Below are 18,928 nucleotides of genomic sequence, written 5' to 3' on the forward strand. Positions count from 1 at the left end.
ACTCAATACACATGACCAACTACCCGTCGCTCCAGTGGGTTTACGCACTCAGGAACCCGCATGAACGGAATCCCAGCCGCGCAAAACTACCGGGAGAGCCCTAAAAGAGTCTTTACAGAGGAATCGAAATTGAGAAAGTCCGTGTCCTGCAAGCCCAATTTATGCCGGATCCGTGGTGCATATACCGATACTCACCAGGCCTTAAACAATCGCTCGACAAATCGACGCGACACGCGCCAAACTGCGATTTACCATGTCCTTGTTTCTCGACAAGATTATCCCGTTGTTTGTCTACCCTGTCGGCTTTGCCGTTCTGGCGGGACTGGCGTGCCTGTTTTCATTTGCGTTGGGCAGACGCCGCAAGGCGATGGTCTGGGTCACGCTCGCGACGCTGTATCTTTGGCTGGCGGCTACTCCCATAGTGGCGTTGAAGCTGATTAATTCGCTCGAAGAACAATATCCGATTGTAAATATCGATACGCTGCCGAAAGCGGATGTAGCGATTGTTCTGGGTGGTGTGACCGTTCAGGCGCAGGGCTCCAACCCTTATACTGACCTGAAATCCGGCGCAGATCGTATCCTGCATGCAGCGCGTCTGCTCAAGGCAGGAAAAGTGGACCGAATACTGGTCAGCAGCGGGCGCCCTGTTTCGCGGCTTGATTCCAGGTCTGAAGCTGAAGTCATTGCCGGATTTCTGCGGGAATTTGGTGTTGATGACGCGGATATCGTGCTGGAAAGCGAGTCTCGAAACACCCGCGAAAATGCGGTCAACAGCCTCGCTCGCATGCGGGAGGACGGCTTCTCATCCGCTATTCTGGTTACATCTGCCCTGCACATGCCGCGCGCAGCGGCCGTGTTCCGTAAAGCAGGGGTTACATTCTCACCGGCTTCAATAGACCCTTTGTCATCATCAATCGAGGGAAGGACGGTCTTTGCCTTCCTGCCGAACTCCAAGGCACTGGACTTCTCAACACAGTCGATCAAGGAGTGGATTGGTATGCTGGTATATCAGTTGCGCGGGTGGGCCTGACTGATGCTCGTTTGCGCGCGGCATGGGGTTGCCAGGTTGCTGTAAGGTTCTTTCAACCAAATTGACATTAGCACTCAAACAAATTTGACATAAATTAACCCGGTCAGGATTCACTGCTCGCATGGCTGTGCACGAATTGTCGTGTGCTGCGGGAGAGTTAGTATGAGTGACGGCGTTGGTTTTAATGTTTTTGATTTGGGCGAAACGCCTGAATTCATTGACGAAATAGCACTTGTTCCAAACCTGGACCTGACAGCAGGGACGCAGGTTGAAGTGGTCTTTCCCGCTATGGGGGAAGGGTCCGGGGAAACCGTGACATTTACCCTGGCAAGCGATACGCCGGCAGGACAACCTATAGTAGTAGACGTTCAGACCGGTGAAAACCGTTCGGTTGGTGAACACGGGGTAAACGATGCCTGGATTCGCCTCGATACCGCTGTTGCATCAATCGAGCAGGCGGAATTGACGCCGGGAACCGGTTCGAATGCTTCCAACCCAGTGGCCGTTCAAACAAGCGCCGCAGTGTCGGCTGAGCTGCTTGATGCAGCAGGCGATGCCGGCCTGCAAGTGGTGTTTGTCGACGCCAGCGCAGACAACGTGCAGCAACTGATCGACGGCATTGATCCGTCTTTTGAAGTTCACATCATTGAGGCAGACCAGGACGGCGTTGCCTTCATGGCGTCTGTTCTGGAAGGCCGCTCCGGCATTGACGCCGTGCACATCGTTTCACACGGCCAGTCCGGCCAGCTGCAACTTGGCAGCACCATGGTGGATGCTCACAGTATTGCCGGCGGCCAGGCGCAGTCCTGGGCCCAGATTGGCGGCAGCCTGGCAGATACCGGCGATATACTGGTCTATGGCTGTGATTTTGGTGAAGGCCGGCTTGGAAGCCTGACGATCGAAGCCCTGTCCGAGGCCACCGGTGCCGATGTTGCGGCGTCCGATGATGATACCGGTTCTGCCGCGCTTGGTGGTGACTGGGAACTCGAAGTGTCGACGGGTAGTGTCGAGACAGAAACCATTTCCGTTGAAGAGTTCGACGGCCTGCTGGAACTGGACCAGTCTGAAGTCGTGGTTCCGGCAACCAACCAGGCAGATACTCTGGCGCAGAACATTTTTGGTGCGGGCGTCACCATCAATTCGGCCTCCTATACCGGCGCAGCATCCCAGGCAGCAACATTTTCCGGCGCCCTGGATGGGTTGGGTTCCGAGTTTCTCGGGTTTGATTCCGGGGTGATTTTCTCGACAGGCAACGCCAATGGCATTGTCGGAACTGCCGATGCGGGCAATTTCGGCACAGACATAACCGATCCCGGTGCCACTGATGGCGACCCGGACTTCAATTCCCTCGAAAACGGTATCAGTACGTTCGATGCCTCTTTCCTGGAAGCGAATATCACGTCTACTACGGGCGTGCTGACCCTGCAGTTTGTGTTCGGCTCGGACGAATACAATGAGTACGTCTATGCAGGGTTCAACGATTCCATCGGCATCTGGATCAATGGCGTCAACTATGCCGTGACGACGGACGGCCAGCAGGTCGGCATCGACACGATCAACAGTGCCGGAACCATTAATCCGACCAGCAACCAAAGCGATGATGCAAACGATCCGAACTCGACCCACGATCCCACGGACGGTGTATATGAATCAGCCAACCAGTCGCTGCACGTTACCCGTACCACCGAGCCAACCCAGATGGATGGCTATACAACCACGATTTCGGTCAACATAAACCTGCAGATCGGGGTCGCGACAGACATCAAGATCGGCATCGCAGATACCGGTGACGCAATTTATGATTCCTGGCTGATTGTCCGGGAAAACAGCTTTGAGAGCGTGCTTGCCGCCTTCGAGGACGAGGTCGTGACAACGCCGAATACAAGTGTGGTCATTTCCCCGCTGGACAATGATTTCAGCGAAACCTACACCGCAGCCGACCTGACCATCACGAAAATCAATGGTGTGGACGTGATTGTGGGTCAACAGGTTGCTCTGCCCTCAGGGGTCCTCGTTACCCTCAATAACGACAAGACACTGACCGTCGATCCGGACGGCAATGCCCTCTCGCATGACACGTTCACATACGAGATAACAGACCCGGATGGACAGACCGCAGTCGGCCTCGTCGGAATGAACACCAATGGAGCGCCGTTGCTGAACCTCGATCCGGACAATTCCGGCGGCGGGTTCGACAATCGCGGGTTTGACGCCTTTTTCAATACCAGCACAGGCGATGCAGTAAACATTGCCGACAGCGATGTTGACATAACCGACCTGAACTCACCGAATCTGACTTCCATGACCATCAACGTGTCCGATGTGGTGGATGGCAACGATGAGGTCTTGAACATTGGCGGGGTGAATTTTGCACTGGTCACGGGCGTTACCGGCACGCTTGTTACTGCCGATGGCGTCAATTTCCTGGTGGATTATGATGTCAGCGGTACACCAGATGCCTTCTCCATTACTGTGCAGGGCGGCGGTACGGCTTCCCAGGCAGCCTGGGAAGCACTTATTGCATCAATCACCTACGACAATGCGAGCCCGACAGCGACGCTCGGCAACCGTGAATTCGATATTTTTGTCAATGATGGCACCGGCAACTCCAATGTCGGTGAAGCCATCGTTCACGTTGCATCACCAAACGCGACGATTGGCGGAACCGATACGGGATCTGTCACCGAAGACTCCGCTCCGTTCAGCCTGACCACCGGCGGTACACTGACCATAGCAGATCCTGACAATGGCCAGGCCCAGTTCATCTCCAGCACCTATGGCGGTACGTACGGCGATGTCACCATCAATCCACTGGGTGGCTGGACATACACGGCGAGCAATCTCAATCCCGTGATCGATGCGCTGGACGCAGGTGAAACACTGACCGACGTCATCAGCGTCACTTCGGTGGACGGGACGAGCCACGACATAACCATCACGATCAACGGCGCCAATGATGCTCCGGTCGCAAATCCGGACCTGCTGACGGTAGACTCCAATGATACTGAACCGACGACCGGCAACGTCCTTACCGACGGTTCGCCCGATTATGATCCTGAAGGCGACGTGCTGACGGTCATCGAGATCAACGGTGCTGCTGCCGACATTGGTAATCAGGTAACGCTTGATTCCGGCGCGCTGGTGACACTCAACTCGGACGGTACCTACAGCTATGATCCGAACGGGTCATTCGAGCAGGTACAGCTGGGCAGTTCGATTACCGATTCATTCACCTATACCATTGACGACGAAAGCGGCCTTACGGATACCGTGACGGTGACCATCGTCGTCAATGGAACCAATGAAGCCCCGAGTCTTGACCTCAATGCGGCGGACAACGCCGCTCCGGTGTCCCCGTCAGATGATTTTGAAGGCGGCAGCTACCCGAGCAGCGGGTCCAACTGGACATCTGACTGGACCGAGTCATCCATAGGCGGCGCGAACGGCAGCGATATCAATGTCGAAGCGGACGCCGGTGACAACTCACTCACACTGAAGGACGATGGTGCCAGGGCGACCCGCTCCGCAGACCTGACGGGAGCTGAAACGGCTTCTCTCAGCTTTGACTATCGGCGCGACGGTTTTGACGACAGCAACGACTTCGTTCGCGTGATGGTGTCGTCGGACGGCATAAATTTTGTCGAGATTGGTGTCCTGTCCGGTCCGGCGAACGATAGTGCCTATCAGACCTTTACGGCCGACATCAGCGCGTATGTTTCTCCAGATTTTGCCGTGCGGTTCGAGACCTCCGGAAACTTCAACAACGGCGGTGACAAGGTCTGGATCGACAATGTCGACATATCGACAACATTTACGCCTCCTGTTGATTTTGCGGCAAGCGTCGACAACACCAATGCGCAGGTTGCCATAGCCAGTCCGGATGTGGATGTCCAGGACCCGAATGACACGCAGATCGAATCCGCCAATATCGTCATCACCAATGCGCAAGTGGGTGATCTGCTTGCCGTTTCTGGCTCGCTGCCGGGCGGCATCACCGCGTCTGCCTATAATGCATCGACCGGCGAATTGACGCTGAGCGGCACTGCTACTCTCGCTGATTACGAGCAGGCAATCGAACAGATTCAGTTCTCGACCTATTCGAATGTCTATACGGATCGCGCAATTGAAGTGACTGTCAATGACGGTGGTCTTGATTCAAATGTCGCCACCTCGGTCATTACCGTCAACAATGTAAATGACTGGCCTGTTGTGGCATCGAATTCCATTACCGTTGATGAAGAAACAGCAGATACGTCTCTTGGCCTGTCTGCAAGTGATCCCAACGGCAATCCGCTGACCATCACTGTTTCCGGTCTGCCTACGCTCGGCACAGTGACACTGGCTGACGGGTCGCCTGTTTCCGACGGCCAGACATTGTCCCAGACCCAGCTTGCCGGCCTGCAGTATGATGCGCCGGCTGACTACAATGGCACCGATGATCCAGGTGATTTCACTTATACGGTCAGCGACGGTATCGCGTCCGTGACCGGCTCGGTGGACATCACGCTCAATCCCATAAATGATGACCCTGTGGCAAATGCCGATACGCTGACAGTTGGTGAGGATGATACCGTTGCCACTTCCGGCAATGTCATCACCAATGACACAGACATTGACGGTGATACGCCGCTGACGGTGACTGAAGTCAATGGCAACGCCGGTGACGTGGGCAACCAGGTTACCCTGGCCTCTGGCGCGCTGCTGACGCTGAATTCCGATGGCAGCTATGATTATGATCCGAACGGCGCGTTCGAGGACACAGCTCTCGGTGACACTGCAACCGACACGTTCAGCTATGTGGTGTCCGATGGTAATGGTGGGTCTGATACGGCAACCGTTACTGTGACCATCGACGGGGAAAATGATGACCCTGTGGGCAACGCCGACACCCTGACAGTCGGTGAGGATGACACCGTTGCCAGCTCCGGCAATGTTATCACCAACGACACGGATATTGATGGTGATACGCCGCTGACGGTAACTGAAGTCAACGGCAGCGCCGGTGACGTGGGCAACCAGATTACCCTGTCCTCCGGCGCGCTGCTGACCCTGAATTCCGATGGCAGCTATGATTATGATCCGAACGGCGCGTTCGAGGACACTGCAGCGAGTGAGACTGCAACCGACACGTTCAGCTACGTGGTGTCTGACGGCAATGGAGGGTCCGACACAGCAACCGTCACTATTACCATCAACGGGGAAAATGATATCCCGACAGAAATCACGGAATCATACGCCGAGTCGTATCGCGAAGCCCTGATCAATTGCGGAATCTGGAGCAGTTTTGATGTTCTGGCTGGCTCCGTGCTGGTGGACCTGGACAATGTGGTTGATGGTGATGTGAACGACTCCCACACATTCAGTTTCGTGGATGGTACGGGTAGTCCTGTCACGGATCCGGATCTGGCGATCGTCAACAACGAACTGGTGGTCCGCGCCGACGCTTCACTGGTGTCCGGTACAATAACCAGCCGTACAGTCATCGTCCGTGTGGACGACGGCAATGGCGGGGTCGTCGATCAGACTTACAGCTTCGACTTGCGCCTGAACACGGGCCCGTATACCGGTTCAGCCACCCATGACATCGGGTTGGGCACAGTCGCTTCGGACACCATGCAGGGCGGAGACGGCCTGGACAGGCTGTTCGGCAATGACGGCAACGACTTTCTGTTTGGAGAAGCAGGTAGCGATATGCTGGAAGGAGGCGCCGGCGCCGATGCGCTCGATGGCGGCAGCGGTCGAGACGTCGCCTCGTACATGGAGTCTGCTGTTGGCGTGACCGTCGATCTGCTGAATGCCGGAGCTAATACCGGAGATGCGGCTGGTGACAGTTTCATCAGTATTGAAGGGCTTTGGGGATCCAGTTTTGACGACAATCTCCATGGCGACAACAACGACAATACGATTATCGGCTCTTATGGCGACGACGTCATAGTTGGTCGCGGCGGCAATGACCTTCTCCAGGGCGGCGAGGGCAATGACATTTTCACCTTCAACAATGCTGATGGCGATGACAGAATAATGGACTTTGCGGCAGGGGCTGGCCTGGGAGATGTTGTAGATGTGTCCGACTATGGATTTGCTGATTTCGTCACGCTGCAATCAGCGATGAGTGTCGTCGACGGCCACGTGGTGCTTCAGCTTGATGCGAACAACAGTGTTCAGTTCTGGGGAATTAGCAACATAAGCCAGCTTCACGCCAATGACTTTGTTCTTTGAGTCTGGCGTCCTTACGGGTCGCAACGGAATCCATCAGGAGTGAAGCAGTTATCGACTCCTGCCGACGCAAACCCGCCTTGGGTGATCGCAGCAATGTTATTGATATGAAGGCACGGCCGGGACCATTCACGTGGTTCAAATACCTGCCGTACTATCGGTGCATTTTCTGTCGGTAACCGGAAACGGTTCAAAGCTCTCATGTGCCAATCCTCAACGCACCCGGCGTTGCGTGTGTACATTGCATGCTCACATCCGTTGGTGAGCCTGGAACTCATATTGATACAAACCGGAAATTCCGCCTAACAAGCGCTTCCAGAGCCGAAGGTTTGCCTTTGCCCGGGATGTCTTGAATGCCTGTTCAAGCAGTCGATTTCTACCTGTTGCGCCACACTTTGTACAGCCTTGATTTACTTTCAAGATCCCCTGAAACCATAGTTTATTTCATAATATCATATATTTACAGTTTTTGCGTCGTGCTGGGAAAATAACAGGAAGTCATTGTCGCTGTTGCTCGGCCGCCCTTTTCTACTCCGGGTACGGCTGATCGATTCGGCTGCCTAAAGCCTTGATATGCCGCTCTCCAGCGGCATGGGTGAAAACGCTTCCAGATCGGGCAGCTTGCCGGTGACGACAAGATCGCCGCTGGTCAGCCAGGCGTGTGCTTCAAGCTCACCTGTGGCATTTTTCCGGACACCGATGTTGAGTTTGTAGCTTCGTTCGATGCGGTCCAGCCACATCGACCCCGCCATTGCCTGCAGCAGGCAGTCCGACCGCCACGGCACGCGTGAGCCGGCTGAACTTATGGCCCACCCGATAAGATCGGTTTCCGCGGCTGTCGCAGCGGACGCGGACCTGGTTGTTTGAAAGCGCTGCAGCACGGCCTTGATGGGCTTGCGGCGGTGTTCACCGCGCGCCCTCGCCAATAGCCAGGTCGCCGTCAGCAGTGCCTTCCACTGCATGGCGGACAGGCGGCCTGCGCGTTGCCAGAGCCCGTCAGCGGACTTTGACAAGGCCGTTCTCAATCAGCTCGGCAATAAAATCGCGGGTGTCGCTTTCGCACTGTTCACGCTCAACGTCGTATTCCTTGACCAGCGAGGTGCAAATATCGTCAAGCGTGACCTCCTCGCTCAGCTTTTCCCATATCTGCCGGGCCGGGCCCTCCAGTCCGTAATACACCCCGCGCTCGGCGTCGAGCAGCACGGTATCATCGGGCCCCAGCTCCGCTGCAGGCAGCTGGCTGGTGCGGATCAGGATGCTGTCAGATTTTATGTTTTGCTGGCTCATGTGCCAAAGGTGTCCCGGACGTGTGAAATAATCAAGTTCATGCAGTGCTCATGACGGTCTTTGTTGCGCGGCCTGACCAGATGGAAGGCCGGTACGCTGCCACACAGGCCTGCCGCCCATGTCATGAATTGCTGTTCCCGGCCCAATGCCTCGATCAGATGGGTAAGCGACACATCCCGCCGCAGGCGCATCATGGCATTGAGCTGGCCCATGGGTGTGATGACCGGTTCCGCCGTCTCGTCGTCGTGCCAGTCGGTGAAATACAGTCCGGCCATCGGGCGGGGGAGCAGGCTGTAGGCGTCAGGCACCAGGTGAATATGCTTGCCGAACCGGTATGAGTCCACTGCCAGGTGGTCATCACCAAGCCCCGTCATTTCGCCGGATTGCTGATACAGGTGCAATGCCGGTATCGACGGTGCAGCCAGGTAGGGATGTTCAGCTGTTGAGTGAATGGTCAGCCTGTCGTCGGTGAACAGGCCGAAGCCCGCCATCTGGAAACTGGCTGCAAGGGTGGACTTGCCGTCGCCGGCGTTGCCGCAAAACGCCACGCTGCCCTTGGGTGTGTCCACGGCTGCACAATGCAGCGGAATATAATCGCGTTGATGCAGCAGGCATCCGAGGCCGGCCGAAAGAGCAAACAGTCGGGCTGCCGGTTCATTGTGGGCGCCGCCGGGATCGATGCTGACCCGGTTTCCAGCTTCAATATGGCAACGAATGCCGTTGTCCAGTGCAATCAGGATTTCATTGCTGCCCACCAGATATCCGTCTTTGGTGACGGTATGGTGGTCGATCGTGGCGGGCAGGTCCCGCATCACCATCTCAACAGGCGTCTTATCCAGTACCTGCTGCGCCTGTCTGGGAGGCAGTTCAGGAATGTCAAAGCCTGATTCGAGCAGGAGGCCGTGGACACAGTATTGAGGCATCTGGTCAGGTGTTCCTGTAAAACCACCATGTCGCTGTGGTGATGGGAAACCGGAAGTGTTCTGCGGTGTTTAAGCTGTGCCGGGATAGTGTACAAGCGCCGTCGAGGCTTTCTTCACAAGCCAGTTTTACCCGAGCGCAAAGTTTTTTTCACTGGCTTGCTGCCGGGGCAGTATGCCAGAACCCCCCAGCGATAGTCGTTCGATCCGGAAATTGGGGCTGAAATTCATGTTTGTTATCACGGCGGAATTTCGCCTGAAGCGGGATATGCTGAACGCGTTCATGCCCTTGATGCTGATCCAGGCTGAAAAGTCGCTCTCCAATGAACCGGGATGCCTCGTGTTTGATGTCTGCATCGAGCACAATGACAGCGAGGACGTTGTATTCCTTTACGAGGCCTACGAGGACGAGGCAGCGTTCGACCTGCACATGGAAACATCCCATTACCTGGCATTTTCGGAAACCACGTCCGACCTCGTGGCGGCCAAGTCGGTGCGCCGGTTTGATCGCATTTCATCTGATACCAAAGGAAACCGTTAATGACCTCTTCGAATTCCATTCATGTTGCAGTTCTTCCCGGCGACGGCATCGGCCGCGAGGTCATGGAGCCGTGTCTTGAATGCCTCGACGTGCTGGCGGCACGGTCCGGCGGTTTCTCGTTCACCTACGAGACCCTTGAAGCCGGCGCCGGCGTATTCCGCGACACCGGCGTCGCGCTGCCCGACGATGTCGTGAAAAAGGCCGGTGCCGCAGACGTCATGTTGCTGGGCGCCATGGGCCTGCCCGATATCAGGTATGAAGACGGCAGGGAAATCACACCCCAGATAGAACTGCGTGAAATCTTCGATCTTTATGCTGGTGTCCGGCCGGTTGAAACATTTCCAGGCTCTCCGGTACCGCTGAAAGACCCGCGTGCCGCGCAGCTTGATTTCGTATTGATCCGCGAGAACACCGAGGGGCTGTTTGCGTCTCGCGGCGCCTGCGAAATGACCGGCGACGATGAAGCCCGCGACACCATGGTGATCACCCGCAAGGGCACCGAACGGCTGTCGGACTTCGCTCTCAGGCTGGCGGAACGGCGCACGGCGCAAGGCCGCGGGCAGGGCCGCGTCACCTGTGTCGACAAGGCCAATGTGTTCGGCAGTTTCGCCTTCATGCGCAAGGTGTTCTACGAACGTGCCGAGAAATTTTCCGGGCTCAAAGCTGATCACGCCTATGTGGATGCAACGTCGCTGGCGCTGGTGCGCAACCCCTGGGTGTTTGACGTGATGATCACCGAAAACATGTTTGGTGATATCCTGTCTGACCAGGCCGCTGCCCTGATGGGCGGCATGGGGATGGCGCCGTCTGCCGACATCGGCGACAGGCACGGCCTGTTTCAGCCGTGCCACGGCACCGCGCCGGACATTATGGGAACCGGCAAGGCCAACCCGTCCGCCATGCTGCTGTCAGGCGCCATGATGCTGGACTGGCTCGGCGAAACGATGAACTCGCCGGAACTGACCGGCGCCGGGGAAACCTTCCGCAATGCCGTGCGTGCAGCATTTTCCGACGGCAATCTTGTGCCTTTCGAAGTGGGCGGCAGTGCCGGATTGCGCGAGGTATCGGACCGGGTTCTCGGTATCCTCAAGAACTGATCAGAAATTCAGTGGCTCACCGGAGCCTCGTCGACTTCTGCCAGCTCCTCCAGTTCCTCATCACGTGCCATCATGAACTGGGTGTCCTGTTCGAGACTGGTGATCAGCCCGCCGAGCTCGGCATATAACTGGCGGATGCGCTGCAACTTGCCCTCAACCGAGGACAGCCTGCCACCGTTTGTTGCATCTTCGGGTTCATATTCTTCGCCGACCATGAGCCAGGCAAAGCTGACATCCAGCGCGCCTGCCAGCCGCAGCAGCCGGTTGGCCCGGGGGTCGCGCTCGTCGGCTTCCCAGGCGAGGATGGTTTCGGCTTTTACACCGACCCGGTCCGACAGCTGGTTGACATCATAATTCTTGCTTTCGCGCGCGTGCGTGATGCGCTTGCCGATGGTATCCATGCGGGCTCGCTTTCCCTGGTTTCAGGATTTGCTGTTAATGGCGTAATCGTTAGGTGAAGGGGCGTTGTAACGCCTGGGGCAGCTTGTTCAACAGTCGCAGTGACGCATGGCTGTCATGCAGCATTCGCCGAACAATGTAATATAAGAGACATGGTCAAGGTTCTGCCTGTATTGATAGGCAATACCGGCTGAAAAATTCGTAGAAAGAATAATTGTGCTGGACGGATTGTTCAAATGGTTTGAGGCGAGGACGCAGCCGTTTCCTGATCAGGAAGCGGAGATGCCGCCTGCGACACTGAGCGGTTTTGTCTGGCACTACACCAAACCGTTCTGGCCGTGGGTGCTGACCACGTCGGTGCTGGCTGCTGTTGTGGCAACGATTGAAGTCTCGCTGTTTGCGTTTCTGGGGTCGGTTGTCGACTGGCTGGCCAAGACAACGCCCGATGCGGTGTTTCAGGATTACTGGTGGCAGCTCAGCCTGCTTGCGGTGCTGGTGCTGGTACTGCATCCGGTGCTCAACTTTCTGTACGAGCTGATCATTCACCAGACACTGATGGGCAACTACCCGATGCTCATCCGCTGGCAGGCACATCGCTATGTGCTGCGCCAGTCGCTGGAGTTTTTCCAAAACGACTTTGCCGGGCGCGTTGCCACCAAGGTGATGCAGTCGGCGCTGGCGGTGCGCGAAGTGGTGCTTAAAACCGCCGACGTTTTTGTCTTTGTCATTGTGTATTTCACGGCGGCGCTGGTCCTGTTTGCAGCCAGCGACTGGCGGCTCGCGATGCCCATGGTCGTATGGCTGATCGGCTATCTCGCAGCGCTTTATTATTTCGTTCCGAAGCTGAAGCGGGTGTCCAAGGCCCAGGCAGATGCGCGTTCGGTGGTCACGGGCAGGATCGTGGACAGTTATACAAACATTCCAACTGTGAAAATGTTCGCCCACACAGAGTTTGAAGACCGCTATGCACGTGCCGGCATGGAGCCGTTTCTGGACAATGTGCACCGGCAGATGCGCCTGTCGACCCTGTTGATCACCACGCTCAACGTGCTCAACTCCATCAACCTGTTCGGGGTCAGCGTGGTTTCCCTGTGGCTGTGGTCAACCGGTGCCATCACGGCGGGCGCCATCGCCTTTGCCATTGGCCTGGTGTTGCGCCTGAAAGGTATGGCGCACTGGATCATGTGGGAAGTGTCCGGTCTGTTTGAAAACATCGGCGTGGTGCAGGACGGCATAGAAACCATCTCGCGAACCGTGTCTGTCGTGGACCAGCCCGGCGCGCCGAAGCTTCAGGTCAATTCGGGGGAAATCAGGTTTGACGGTATCGGGTTCCATTACGGCAAGGACCGCGAAGAACTTGACCAAGGCATCATCGACGACCTGTCGCTGACGGTGAAGCCCGGTGAGAAACTCGGCATCGTCGGGCGTTCGGGCGCGGGCAAGTCGACCCTGGTGTCCCTGTTGCTGCGGTTTTACGATCTGGGAAGCGGGCGTATCCTGATTGACGGCCAGGACATTGCCGAGGTTGCCCAAAGTTCGCTCAGGGCGAATATCGGCATGGTGACCCAGGATACCTCGCTGCTGCACCGCTCGATTGCGGACAACATCCGCTATGGCCGGCCCGATGCGCCGCTGCACGAGGTCGAGGAGGCGGCTCGCCGTGCCGCCGCTGACGGCTTCATCCCAGGACTTGAGGACATGCACGGGCGCGCCGGATATGACAGCCATGTGGGTGAGCGCGGGGTCAAACTGTCCGGCGGGCAACGCCAGCGTATCGCCATTGCACGGGTGTTGCTGAAAGACGCGCCGATCCTGATTCTGGACGAGGCGACAAGTGCACTGGACTCAGAAGTGGAAGCTGTGATCCAGGAGAGTTTCGAAGGCCTGATGCAGGGCAAGACCGTTCTGGCCATTGCCCACAGACTGTCGACGATCGCAGCCATGGACCGTCTCGTCGTCATGGACAAGGGTGTCATAGTAGAAGAGGGCACCCATGCCGAACTGCTTGCCGCAAAGGGGCTTTACGCCAGCCTTTGGGCACGCCAGTCTGGTGGTTTTATTGCCGGTGCAGATGCTGTGGAGGCAAATGCCGCAGAATAAGACGTGCCGCCAGACAGGGAGCAGGCCATGGCCGGGACCGAACAGGCAATGATCGTCACCGCGCAGCCAGAAGCGTCCGAAGCAGGCGCGCGGGTCCTGATGCGCGGCGGCAACGCCATTGACGCCGCCATGGCCGCGGCCCTGGTCCAGGGCGTGGTCGACCCGCAAATGTGCGGTATTGCCGGTTTTGGATCCTGCCAGATCTACATGCCGGGCAAGGGCGTTCACACCAACATTGATTTCCACGGCAATACGCCGCTGTCGGCAACACCGGATATGTGGCTTGACCTGCTGGAAGGCGAAACCCGTGACGGTTTCGGGTTCGTGCTTGAGGGCAATGTCAATGACCTGGGATATCAGGCGGTCACCACGCCGGGATCGCTGAAAGCCTATTCGCAAGCGGCCAACGAATTCGGCACCATGGACTGGGCTGATATCTGCGCACCGGCAATTGCACAGGCCAGGGCAGGCTTCCATGTGCGCCCGCACGTGCACCACTGGTGGACCCATGGTGCGGAATTCGGCCGGGTCGATGTTGCCGACCGGCTGCGGTTTTCAAAGACCGGCGCGCGGGCCTATTTCCGTCCCGACGGCTCGGTGAAGCGGATAGGAGATCATGTTGCCAACCCCGACCTTGCCATCACCCTGGAGCGGGTGGCGCGGCATGGGGCTGAAATTTTTTACTCCGGTGAAATGGCCGAGCAGATAGAAGATGACTTCAAGGCCCATGGCGGGCTGATGACGCTTGCCGATCTCAAGGCCTATGAGACAGTGCGCACCGATCCGTTGCGCGGCAGTTATCGCGGTTTTGACATCGCCACCAACCATCCGCCGGGCGGCGGCGTCATGGTGGTCGAGATGTTGAACATTCTTGAGAATTTCGACCTGGCCGGGATCGGCCACAACACAACCGAGTATATCCGCATTGTGTGCGAGGCAATGAAGGCGGCGACTTCGGACAAGGACAATTTTGTCGGCGATCCGGCATTTTATGAAGTCCCTCTCGACCGGCTGATATCCGGGCAGCATGCAGCCGCCATTGCCGACCGCATCAAGGCGGGTGAACGCATGTCCGTGGAGCGGATGGACCTGCCGCCGGAACCGAAAGACACCACCCACGTTGCAGTCGTGGACAGGCACGGCAATTGCGTGACCATGACCCATTCGCTGGGCATGCCGTCCGGCGTCATCACCGACGGTCTGGGGTTCATGTACAATGGCTGCATGGGTGTGTTTGATCCGCGTCCCGGCAGGGCAGGGTCAATCGCGCCCGGCAAAAGCCGGTTCTCATCCGTGTGTCCGACCATCGCCTTCAAGGACGGCAAGCCGCATGTGGTCATCGGCGCCCCCGGCGGCACCCAGATTGCCATGGGCGTGCTGCAGGGGCTCATCAACGTGCTGGACTTCGGCATGACCATGGAACAGGCGGTTTCCGCACCGCGGTTTTCATCCACATCCGATGCCATTGACATTACCAGCCGCATTCCCGGCTATGTCGTGGAGCCGTTGCAGAACGACGGATACGAGGTTATCCGGTCTGCCCTGACATTCGGCATTGCGGCGGTGCACGGCATCCGGATCGTTGACGGGGTCATGGACGGCGGCGCCGACCCCGGCCATGACGGGGTCGCGCTCGCCGTGTGATCAGATCGACCAACCGCCGTCGATGATATGGTTCTGCCCGGTCACGAACGTGGCATCATCGGACGCCAGGTAGACAACCAGTCCGGCCACGTCTTCGGCCGTGGCAAGTGCGCCGGTCGGCTGGCGCGCCAGAAACCATTCGCGCGCCTTGTCATAGCCGCCCATGTCCTCCCCCAGTTTCTCGACCCTCTGGCGCAACGACGGTGTGTCGATGGTGCCGGGACAAACGGCGTTGCAGCGGATATTCTGCTTGATGAAGTCGATGGCGATGGACCGGGTCATGCCGATCACGGCAGCCTTGGTTGCGCCGTAGACGAAGCGCGACGGGGCGCCTTTGATGGATGATGCCACCGAGGCCATGTTGATGATCGAGCCGCCGCCGTTTTCCAGCATGCCGGGCAGTACCGCCCTGGCCATCCGGTACTGGGATTTCACGTTGAGGTCGAAGGAGAAATCCCACGCGGCATCGTCACATTCCAGAATATTGCCGTGGTGCACGAAGCCGGAGCAGTTGAACAGGATGTCGACAGGTCCGACACGCTCGACGACTTTCGCCACCTGCCGGGGCTTGGTGACGTCCAGCAGGTAGGTGCGGATACCGCGCTGTTCCTGTTTCACCTGGGCCAGCGCGTCCTTGTTGATATCGGTTGCAAATACTTTCGCGCCTTCACGTGCCATGGCGATGGCGGCCGCCTTGCCGATGCCCTGGCCGGCCGCTGTGACCAAAGCGGTCTTTCCCTTGAGTTTACCTGCCATTTTATTCCCTCCCTGCGGGATTTGTGGTTTGAGCCTTGCCAACAATGTGGCAGGTTTCTGCATCCGCATAAAACACAATTCGTCTGGAATAAAGAGCGGTTGGAGGCAAACGTCATATGAAAGTTGTTATCACCGGCGGCACCGGCTTTGTTGGTGCGCGACTGGCGCGGCGAATTATTGACAAGGGCACGCTTGCCGGGCCGGACGGGACGCAAACACCGGTGGATGAAGTTGTGCTGTTTGACGTCATGGCGCCCGATCCCCTGCCGATGCAGCTCGATGGCCAGGTGACACTGGTGACCGGAGATATTTCCGACAAGGCAACCATTGACGGGTTGATCGACCGCGATGACATTTCGGTGTTTCACCTGGCTTCGGTGGTGTCCGGGGGCGGCGAAAAGGATTTCGATTTGGCGATCCGGGTCAACCTGACCGGCGGGATGAACATTTTCGAAGCACTTCGTGCCAGGGCTTCCACGCCACGGCTGGTGTTTGCGTCATCCATTGCGGTGTTCGGGGGCGACCATATGCCGGGCGTGGTGGGCGACGAGGGCAAGCAGACACCACAGACCACCTACGGCGTGACCAAGGCGTGTTGCGAGCTGCTGATCAACGATTACACGCGAAAAGGGTTCCTGGATGGCCGCTCGGCGCGCTTGCCGACGGTCATCGTGCGTCCCGGCGCACCCAATGCGGCGGCGTCTTCGTTTGCTTCCGGTGTGTTCCGGGAACCGCTGAAAGGTGAACCGTGTGCCTTGCCGGTTACTCTGGAAACCGTAATGCCGGTTCTCGGGTACCGCAACATTGTTGAAGGCATACTGGCATTGCATGAATTGCCGTCAGACAGGCTGGGCGATGACCGGGCGGTGTCACTGCCGTCCATGGACGTGACCGTTGCAGACATGGTGGATGCGCTCAAGCGTGTGGCCCATAACCGCAAGCTCGGCGAGATCACGGTGGAGCCTGATCCGTTCATCGAGGCTATTGTCCGGTCATGGCCGGTGGCAACCGACGATGCCCGCGCGCTGGCGCTTGGTCTGCCAAAGGATCAGTCACTGGACGACATCGTGCGTCATTACATCGAGGATTATGATCATGGCTAGGAAAACGGTTTATCGGGGCAAGTCGCTGGCCGCCAAGTCTGACAAGGATCCCCTGGCACCCAAAGGCCGGTCGAAACACTGGTTCGGCCAGAAGGGCATGGACGGGTTCCATCATCGCAGCTGGATGAAGAACCAGGGCCTGCCGCATCACCTGTTTGATGGCCGGCCGGTGATCGGCATCTGCAACACATGGTCGGAGCTGACGCCATGCAATGCGCATTTCCGGGTGCTGGCTGAACGGGTGAAGCGTGGCATTTATGAAGCCGGCGGTTTTCCGGTGGAGTTCCCGGTCACCTCGCTTGGTGAAACGCTGATGCGGCCGACCACGATGATGTTCCGAAACCTGGTTTCAATGGATGTTGAAGAATCGATCCGCGCCAACCCGATCGATGGTGTGGTGCTGCTGGTCGGCTGTGACAAGACCACACCGGCGCTGATCATGGGGGCGGCATCTTGCAACCTGCCGACCCTGGTGCTGTCGGGCGGGCCGATGCTCAATGGCCGTTATGGGGATGAAACCATTGGTTCAGGGACCCATGTCTGGAAGTTCGTCGAGCGCCAGAAGGCCGGTACCATGACATTTGACCAGATGACCGAGGCGGAAGCCTGCATGTCGCGTTCGGTCGGACACTGCATGACCATGGGAACGGCGTCGACGATGGCCTCAATGGTGGAATCGCTGGGCCTCGGATTGCCGTCCAATGCGGCCATTCCGGCGGCTGACTCGCGGCGCAATGTGCTGGCTCACATGGTTGGCCGGCGCATTGTCGAGATGGTGGATGAAGATCTGCGCATGTCGAAGATTCTCACCCGCAAGGCGTTTGAAAACGCCATCCGGGTCAATGGTGCGATTGGCGGATCGACAAATGCCGTTGTCCACCTGCTGGCGATTGCCGGACGCATGGGCGTGAAGGTCTCGCTGGATGACTGGGACAGGTTCGGCCAGGACGTACCGTGCCTGGTCAACCTGATGCCGTCCGGCAAATACCTGATGGAGGATTTCTTCTATGCAGGTGGCTTGCCGGTGGTGATGAAGGAACTGGCGGAAAACGGGCTTTTGCACAAGTCGGCCAAGACCGTGAACGGCAAATCGCAATGGGCAAATATCAAGGACGCGACCTGCTATAACCGCGATGTAATTCATACCTTCAAGAAGCCGTTCAAGGAAAACGGCGGTATCGCCGTGTTGCGTGGCAACCTGTCGCCGTCCGGCGCGGTACTGAAGCCGTCTGCCGCGACCGCCGGTCTGATGCAGCACAAGGGCCGAGCAGTGGTGTTTGAAGACATCGACGACTACAAGGCACGGGTTGATGACCCCAAGCTCGACATCGATGAAAACTCGATCATGGTGTTGAAGAACTGCGGTCCCAAGGGATATCCGGGATTTTCCGAAGTAGGCAATATGGCGCTGCCGGCAAAACTGCTCAAAAAGGGCGTCACCGACATGGTGCGGATTTCCGATGCCCGCATGTCCGGCACCGCTTACGGCACCGTTGTGCTGCATGTTGCGCCGGAAGCTGCCGCGGGCGGCCCGCTGGCGCTGGTGCGCGAGGGAGACATGATCGAACTGGATGTGAAAGGGCGCAGGCTGCACCTTGATGTGTCCGATGAGGAACTCGCCGCCCGCAAAACCGAATGGCAGCCGCTGGAAAGTCCGGCGCGCGGCTATGCCAAACTGCATGAAGACCATGTCATGCAGGCCGACACCGGTTGTGACCTGGATTTTCTGGTTGGCAAGTCAGGCGCGGAAATCCCGCGCGAAAGCCATTAGCGCAATATGGGTTCAGTTGATCTCGTAAAGTTGCTATAAGGCTTTGAAAGCGGTCAGTTTTATG

13 protein-coding genes are annotated in these 18,928 nt (G+C 57.6%); 8 read left to right on the forward strand and 5 right to left on the reverse strand.

The window, feature by feature from the left end:
• The first annotated feature begins 253 nt into the window (after nucleotides 1–253).
• Nucleotides 254–1,030, forward strand: coding sequence for an ElyC/SanA/YdcF family protein (locus tag DHN55_RS06825; protein WP_108880576.1), 777 nt, complete (start codon nucleotides 254–256; stop codon nucleotides 1,028–1,030).
• A 162-nt stretch (nucleotides 1,031–1,192) separates the two neighbouring features.
• A complete protein-coding gene (locus tag DHN55_RS06830) occupies nucleotides 1,193–7,249 on the forward strand; it encodes an Ig-like domain-containing protein (protein WP_108880577.1) in 6,057 nt (2,018 codons plus the stop codon).
• 557 nt (nucleotides 7,250–7,806) lie between these two features.
• Here the strand turns inward: DHN55_RS06830 and DHN55_RS06835 are convergent.
• From DHN55_RS06835 to DHN55_RS06845, 3 genes are read right to left on the reverse strand one after another with little or no spacing between them, the layout of a single operon-like run.
• Nucleotides 7,807–8,259 carry a lasso peptide biosynthesis B2 protein gene (locus tag DHN55_RS06835; protein ID WP_108880578.1) on the reverse strand — a complete coding sequence of 151 codons (453 nt, stop codon included), beginning with the start codon at nucleotides 8,257–8,259 and terminating at the stop codon, nucleotides 7,807–7,809.
• A complete protein-coding gene (locus tag DHN55_RS06840; protein WP_108880579.1) occupies nucleotides 8,243–8,533 on the reverse strand; it encodes a PqqD family peptide modification chaperone in 291 nt (96 codons plus the stop codon). The genes DHN55_RS06835 and DHN55_RS06840 overlap by 17 nt, the downstream gene beginning before the upstream one ends.
• Nucleotides 8,530–9,456: a hypothetical protein gene (locus DHN55_RS06845; protein ID WP_108880580.1), complete on the reverse strand. Its 927-nt coding sequence runs from the start codon at nucleotides 9,454–9,456 to the stop codon at nucleotides 8,530–8,532. Before DHN55_RS06845 ends, DHN55_RS06840 begins: the two co-directional genes overlap by 4 nt.
• Before the next feature lie 226 nt (nucleotides 9,457–9,682).
• Here DHN55_RS06845 and DHN55_RS06850 point away from each other — a divergent pair, with 226 nt between their 5' ends.
• Entirely contained in the window at nucleotides 9,683–9,994 is a 312-nt protein-coding gene (locus DHN55_RS06850) for a putative quinol monooxygenase (RefSeq protein WP_337659999.1), read from the forward strand.
• Nucleotides 9,994–11,091, forward strand: a complete 1,098-nt coding sequence (locus DHN55_RS06855; protein WP_108880582.1) for an isocitrate/isopropylmalate family dehydrogenase — start codon at nucleotides 9,994–9,996, stop codon at nucleotides 11,089–11,091. Before DHN55_RS06850 ends, DHN55_RS06855 begins: the two co-directional genes overlap by 1 nt.
• A gap of 8 nt (nucleotides 11,092–11,099) precedes the next feature.
• On the opposite strand, the gene DHN55_RS06860 is transcribed toward DHN55_RS06855, so the two are convergent.
• A complete protein-coding gene (locus DHN55_RS06860; protein ID WP_108880583.1) occupies nucleotides 11,100–11,492 on the reverse strand; it encodes a helix-turn-helix domain-containing protein in 393 nt (130 codons plus the stop codon).
• A 280-nt stretch (nucleotides 11,493–11,772) separates the two neighbouring features.
• On the opposite strand from DHN55_RS06860, the gene DHN55_RS06865 reads away from it, so the two are divergent.
• Both DHN55_RS06865 and ggt read left to right on the forward strand, forming a co-directional pair.
• The gene (locus DHN55_RS06865; protein WP_108881754.1) at nucleotides 11,773–13,590 is read left to right on the forward strand and encodes an ATP-binding cassette domain-containing protein; all 1,818 of its coding nucleotides are present in this window, start codon (nucleotides 11,773–11,775) and stop codon (nucleotides 13,588–13,590) included.
• Nucleotides 13,591–13,617: 27 nt separating this feature from the next.
• Entirely contained in the window at nucleotides 13,618–15,234 is a 1,617-nt protein-coding gene (gene ggt / locus DHN55_RS06870; protein WP_337660000.1) for a gamma-glutamyltransferase, read from the forward strand.
• Here ggt and DHN55_RS06875 read toward each other — a convergent pair whose 3' ends face one another.
• Entirely contained in the window at nucleotides 15,235–15,990 is a 756-nt protein-coding gene (locus DHN55_RS06875) for an SDR family oxidoreductase (RefSeq protein WP_108880584.1), read from the reverse strand.
• A gap of 116 nt (nucleotides 15,991–16,106) precedes the next feature.
• Here DHN55_RS06875 and denD point away from each other — a divergent pair, with 116 nt between their 5' ends.
• Both denD and DHN55_RS06885 read left to right on the forward strand, forming a co-directional pair.
• Nucleotides 16,107–17,093 (forward strand): D-erythronate dehydrogenase, encoded by a 987-nt coding sequence (gene denD / locus DHN55_RS06880; protein WP_108880585.1) that lies wholly within the window; start codon nucleotides 16,107–16,109, stop codon nucleotides 17,091–17,093.
• Entirely contained in the window at nucleotides 17,086–18,864 is a 1,779-nt protein-coding gene (locus DHN55_RS06885) for a dihydroxy-acid dehydratase (RefSeq protein WP_108881756.1), read from the forward strand. The genes denD and DHN55_RS06885 overlap by 8 nt, the downstream gene beginning before the upstream one ends.
• The last annotated feature ends 64 nt before the right edge of the window (nucleotides 18,865–18,928 follow it).

This window comes from Anderseniella sp. Alg231-50 (assembly GCF_900149695.1).
GTDB lineage: Bacteria > Pseudomonadota > Alphaproteobacteria > Rhizobiales > Aestuariivirgaceae > Anderseniella.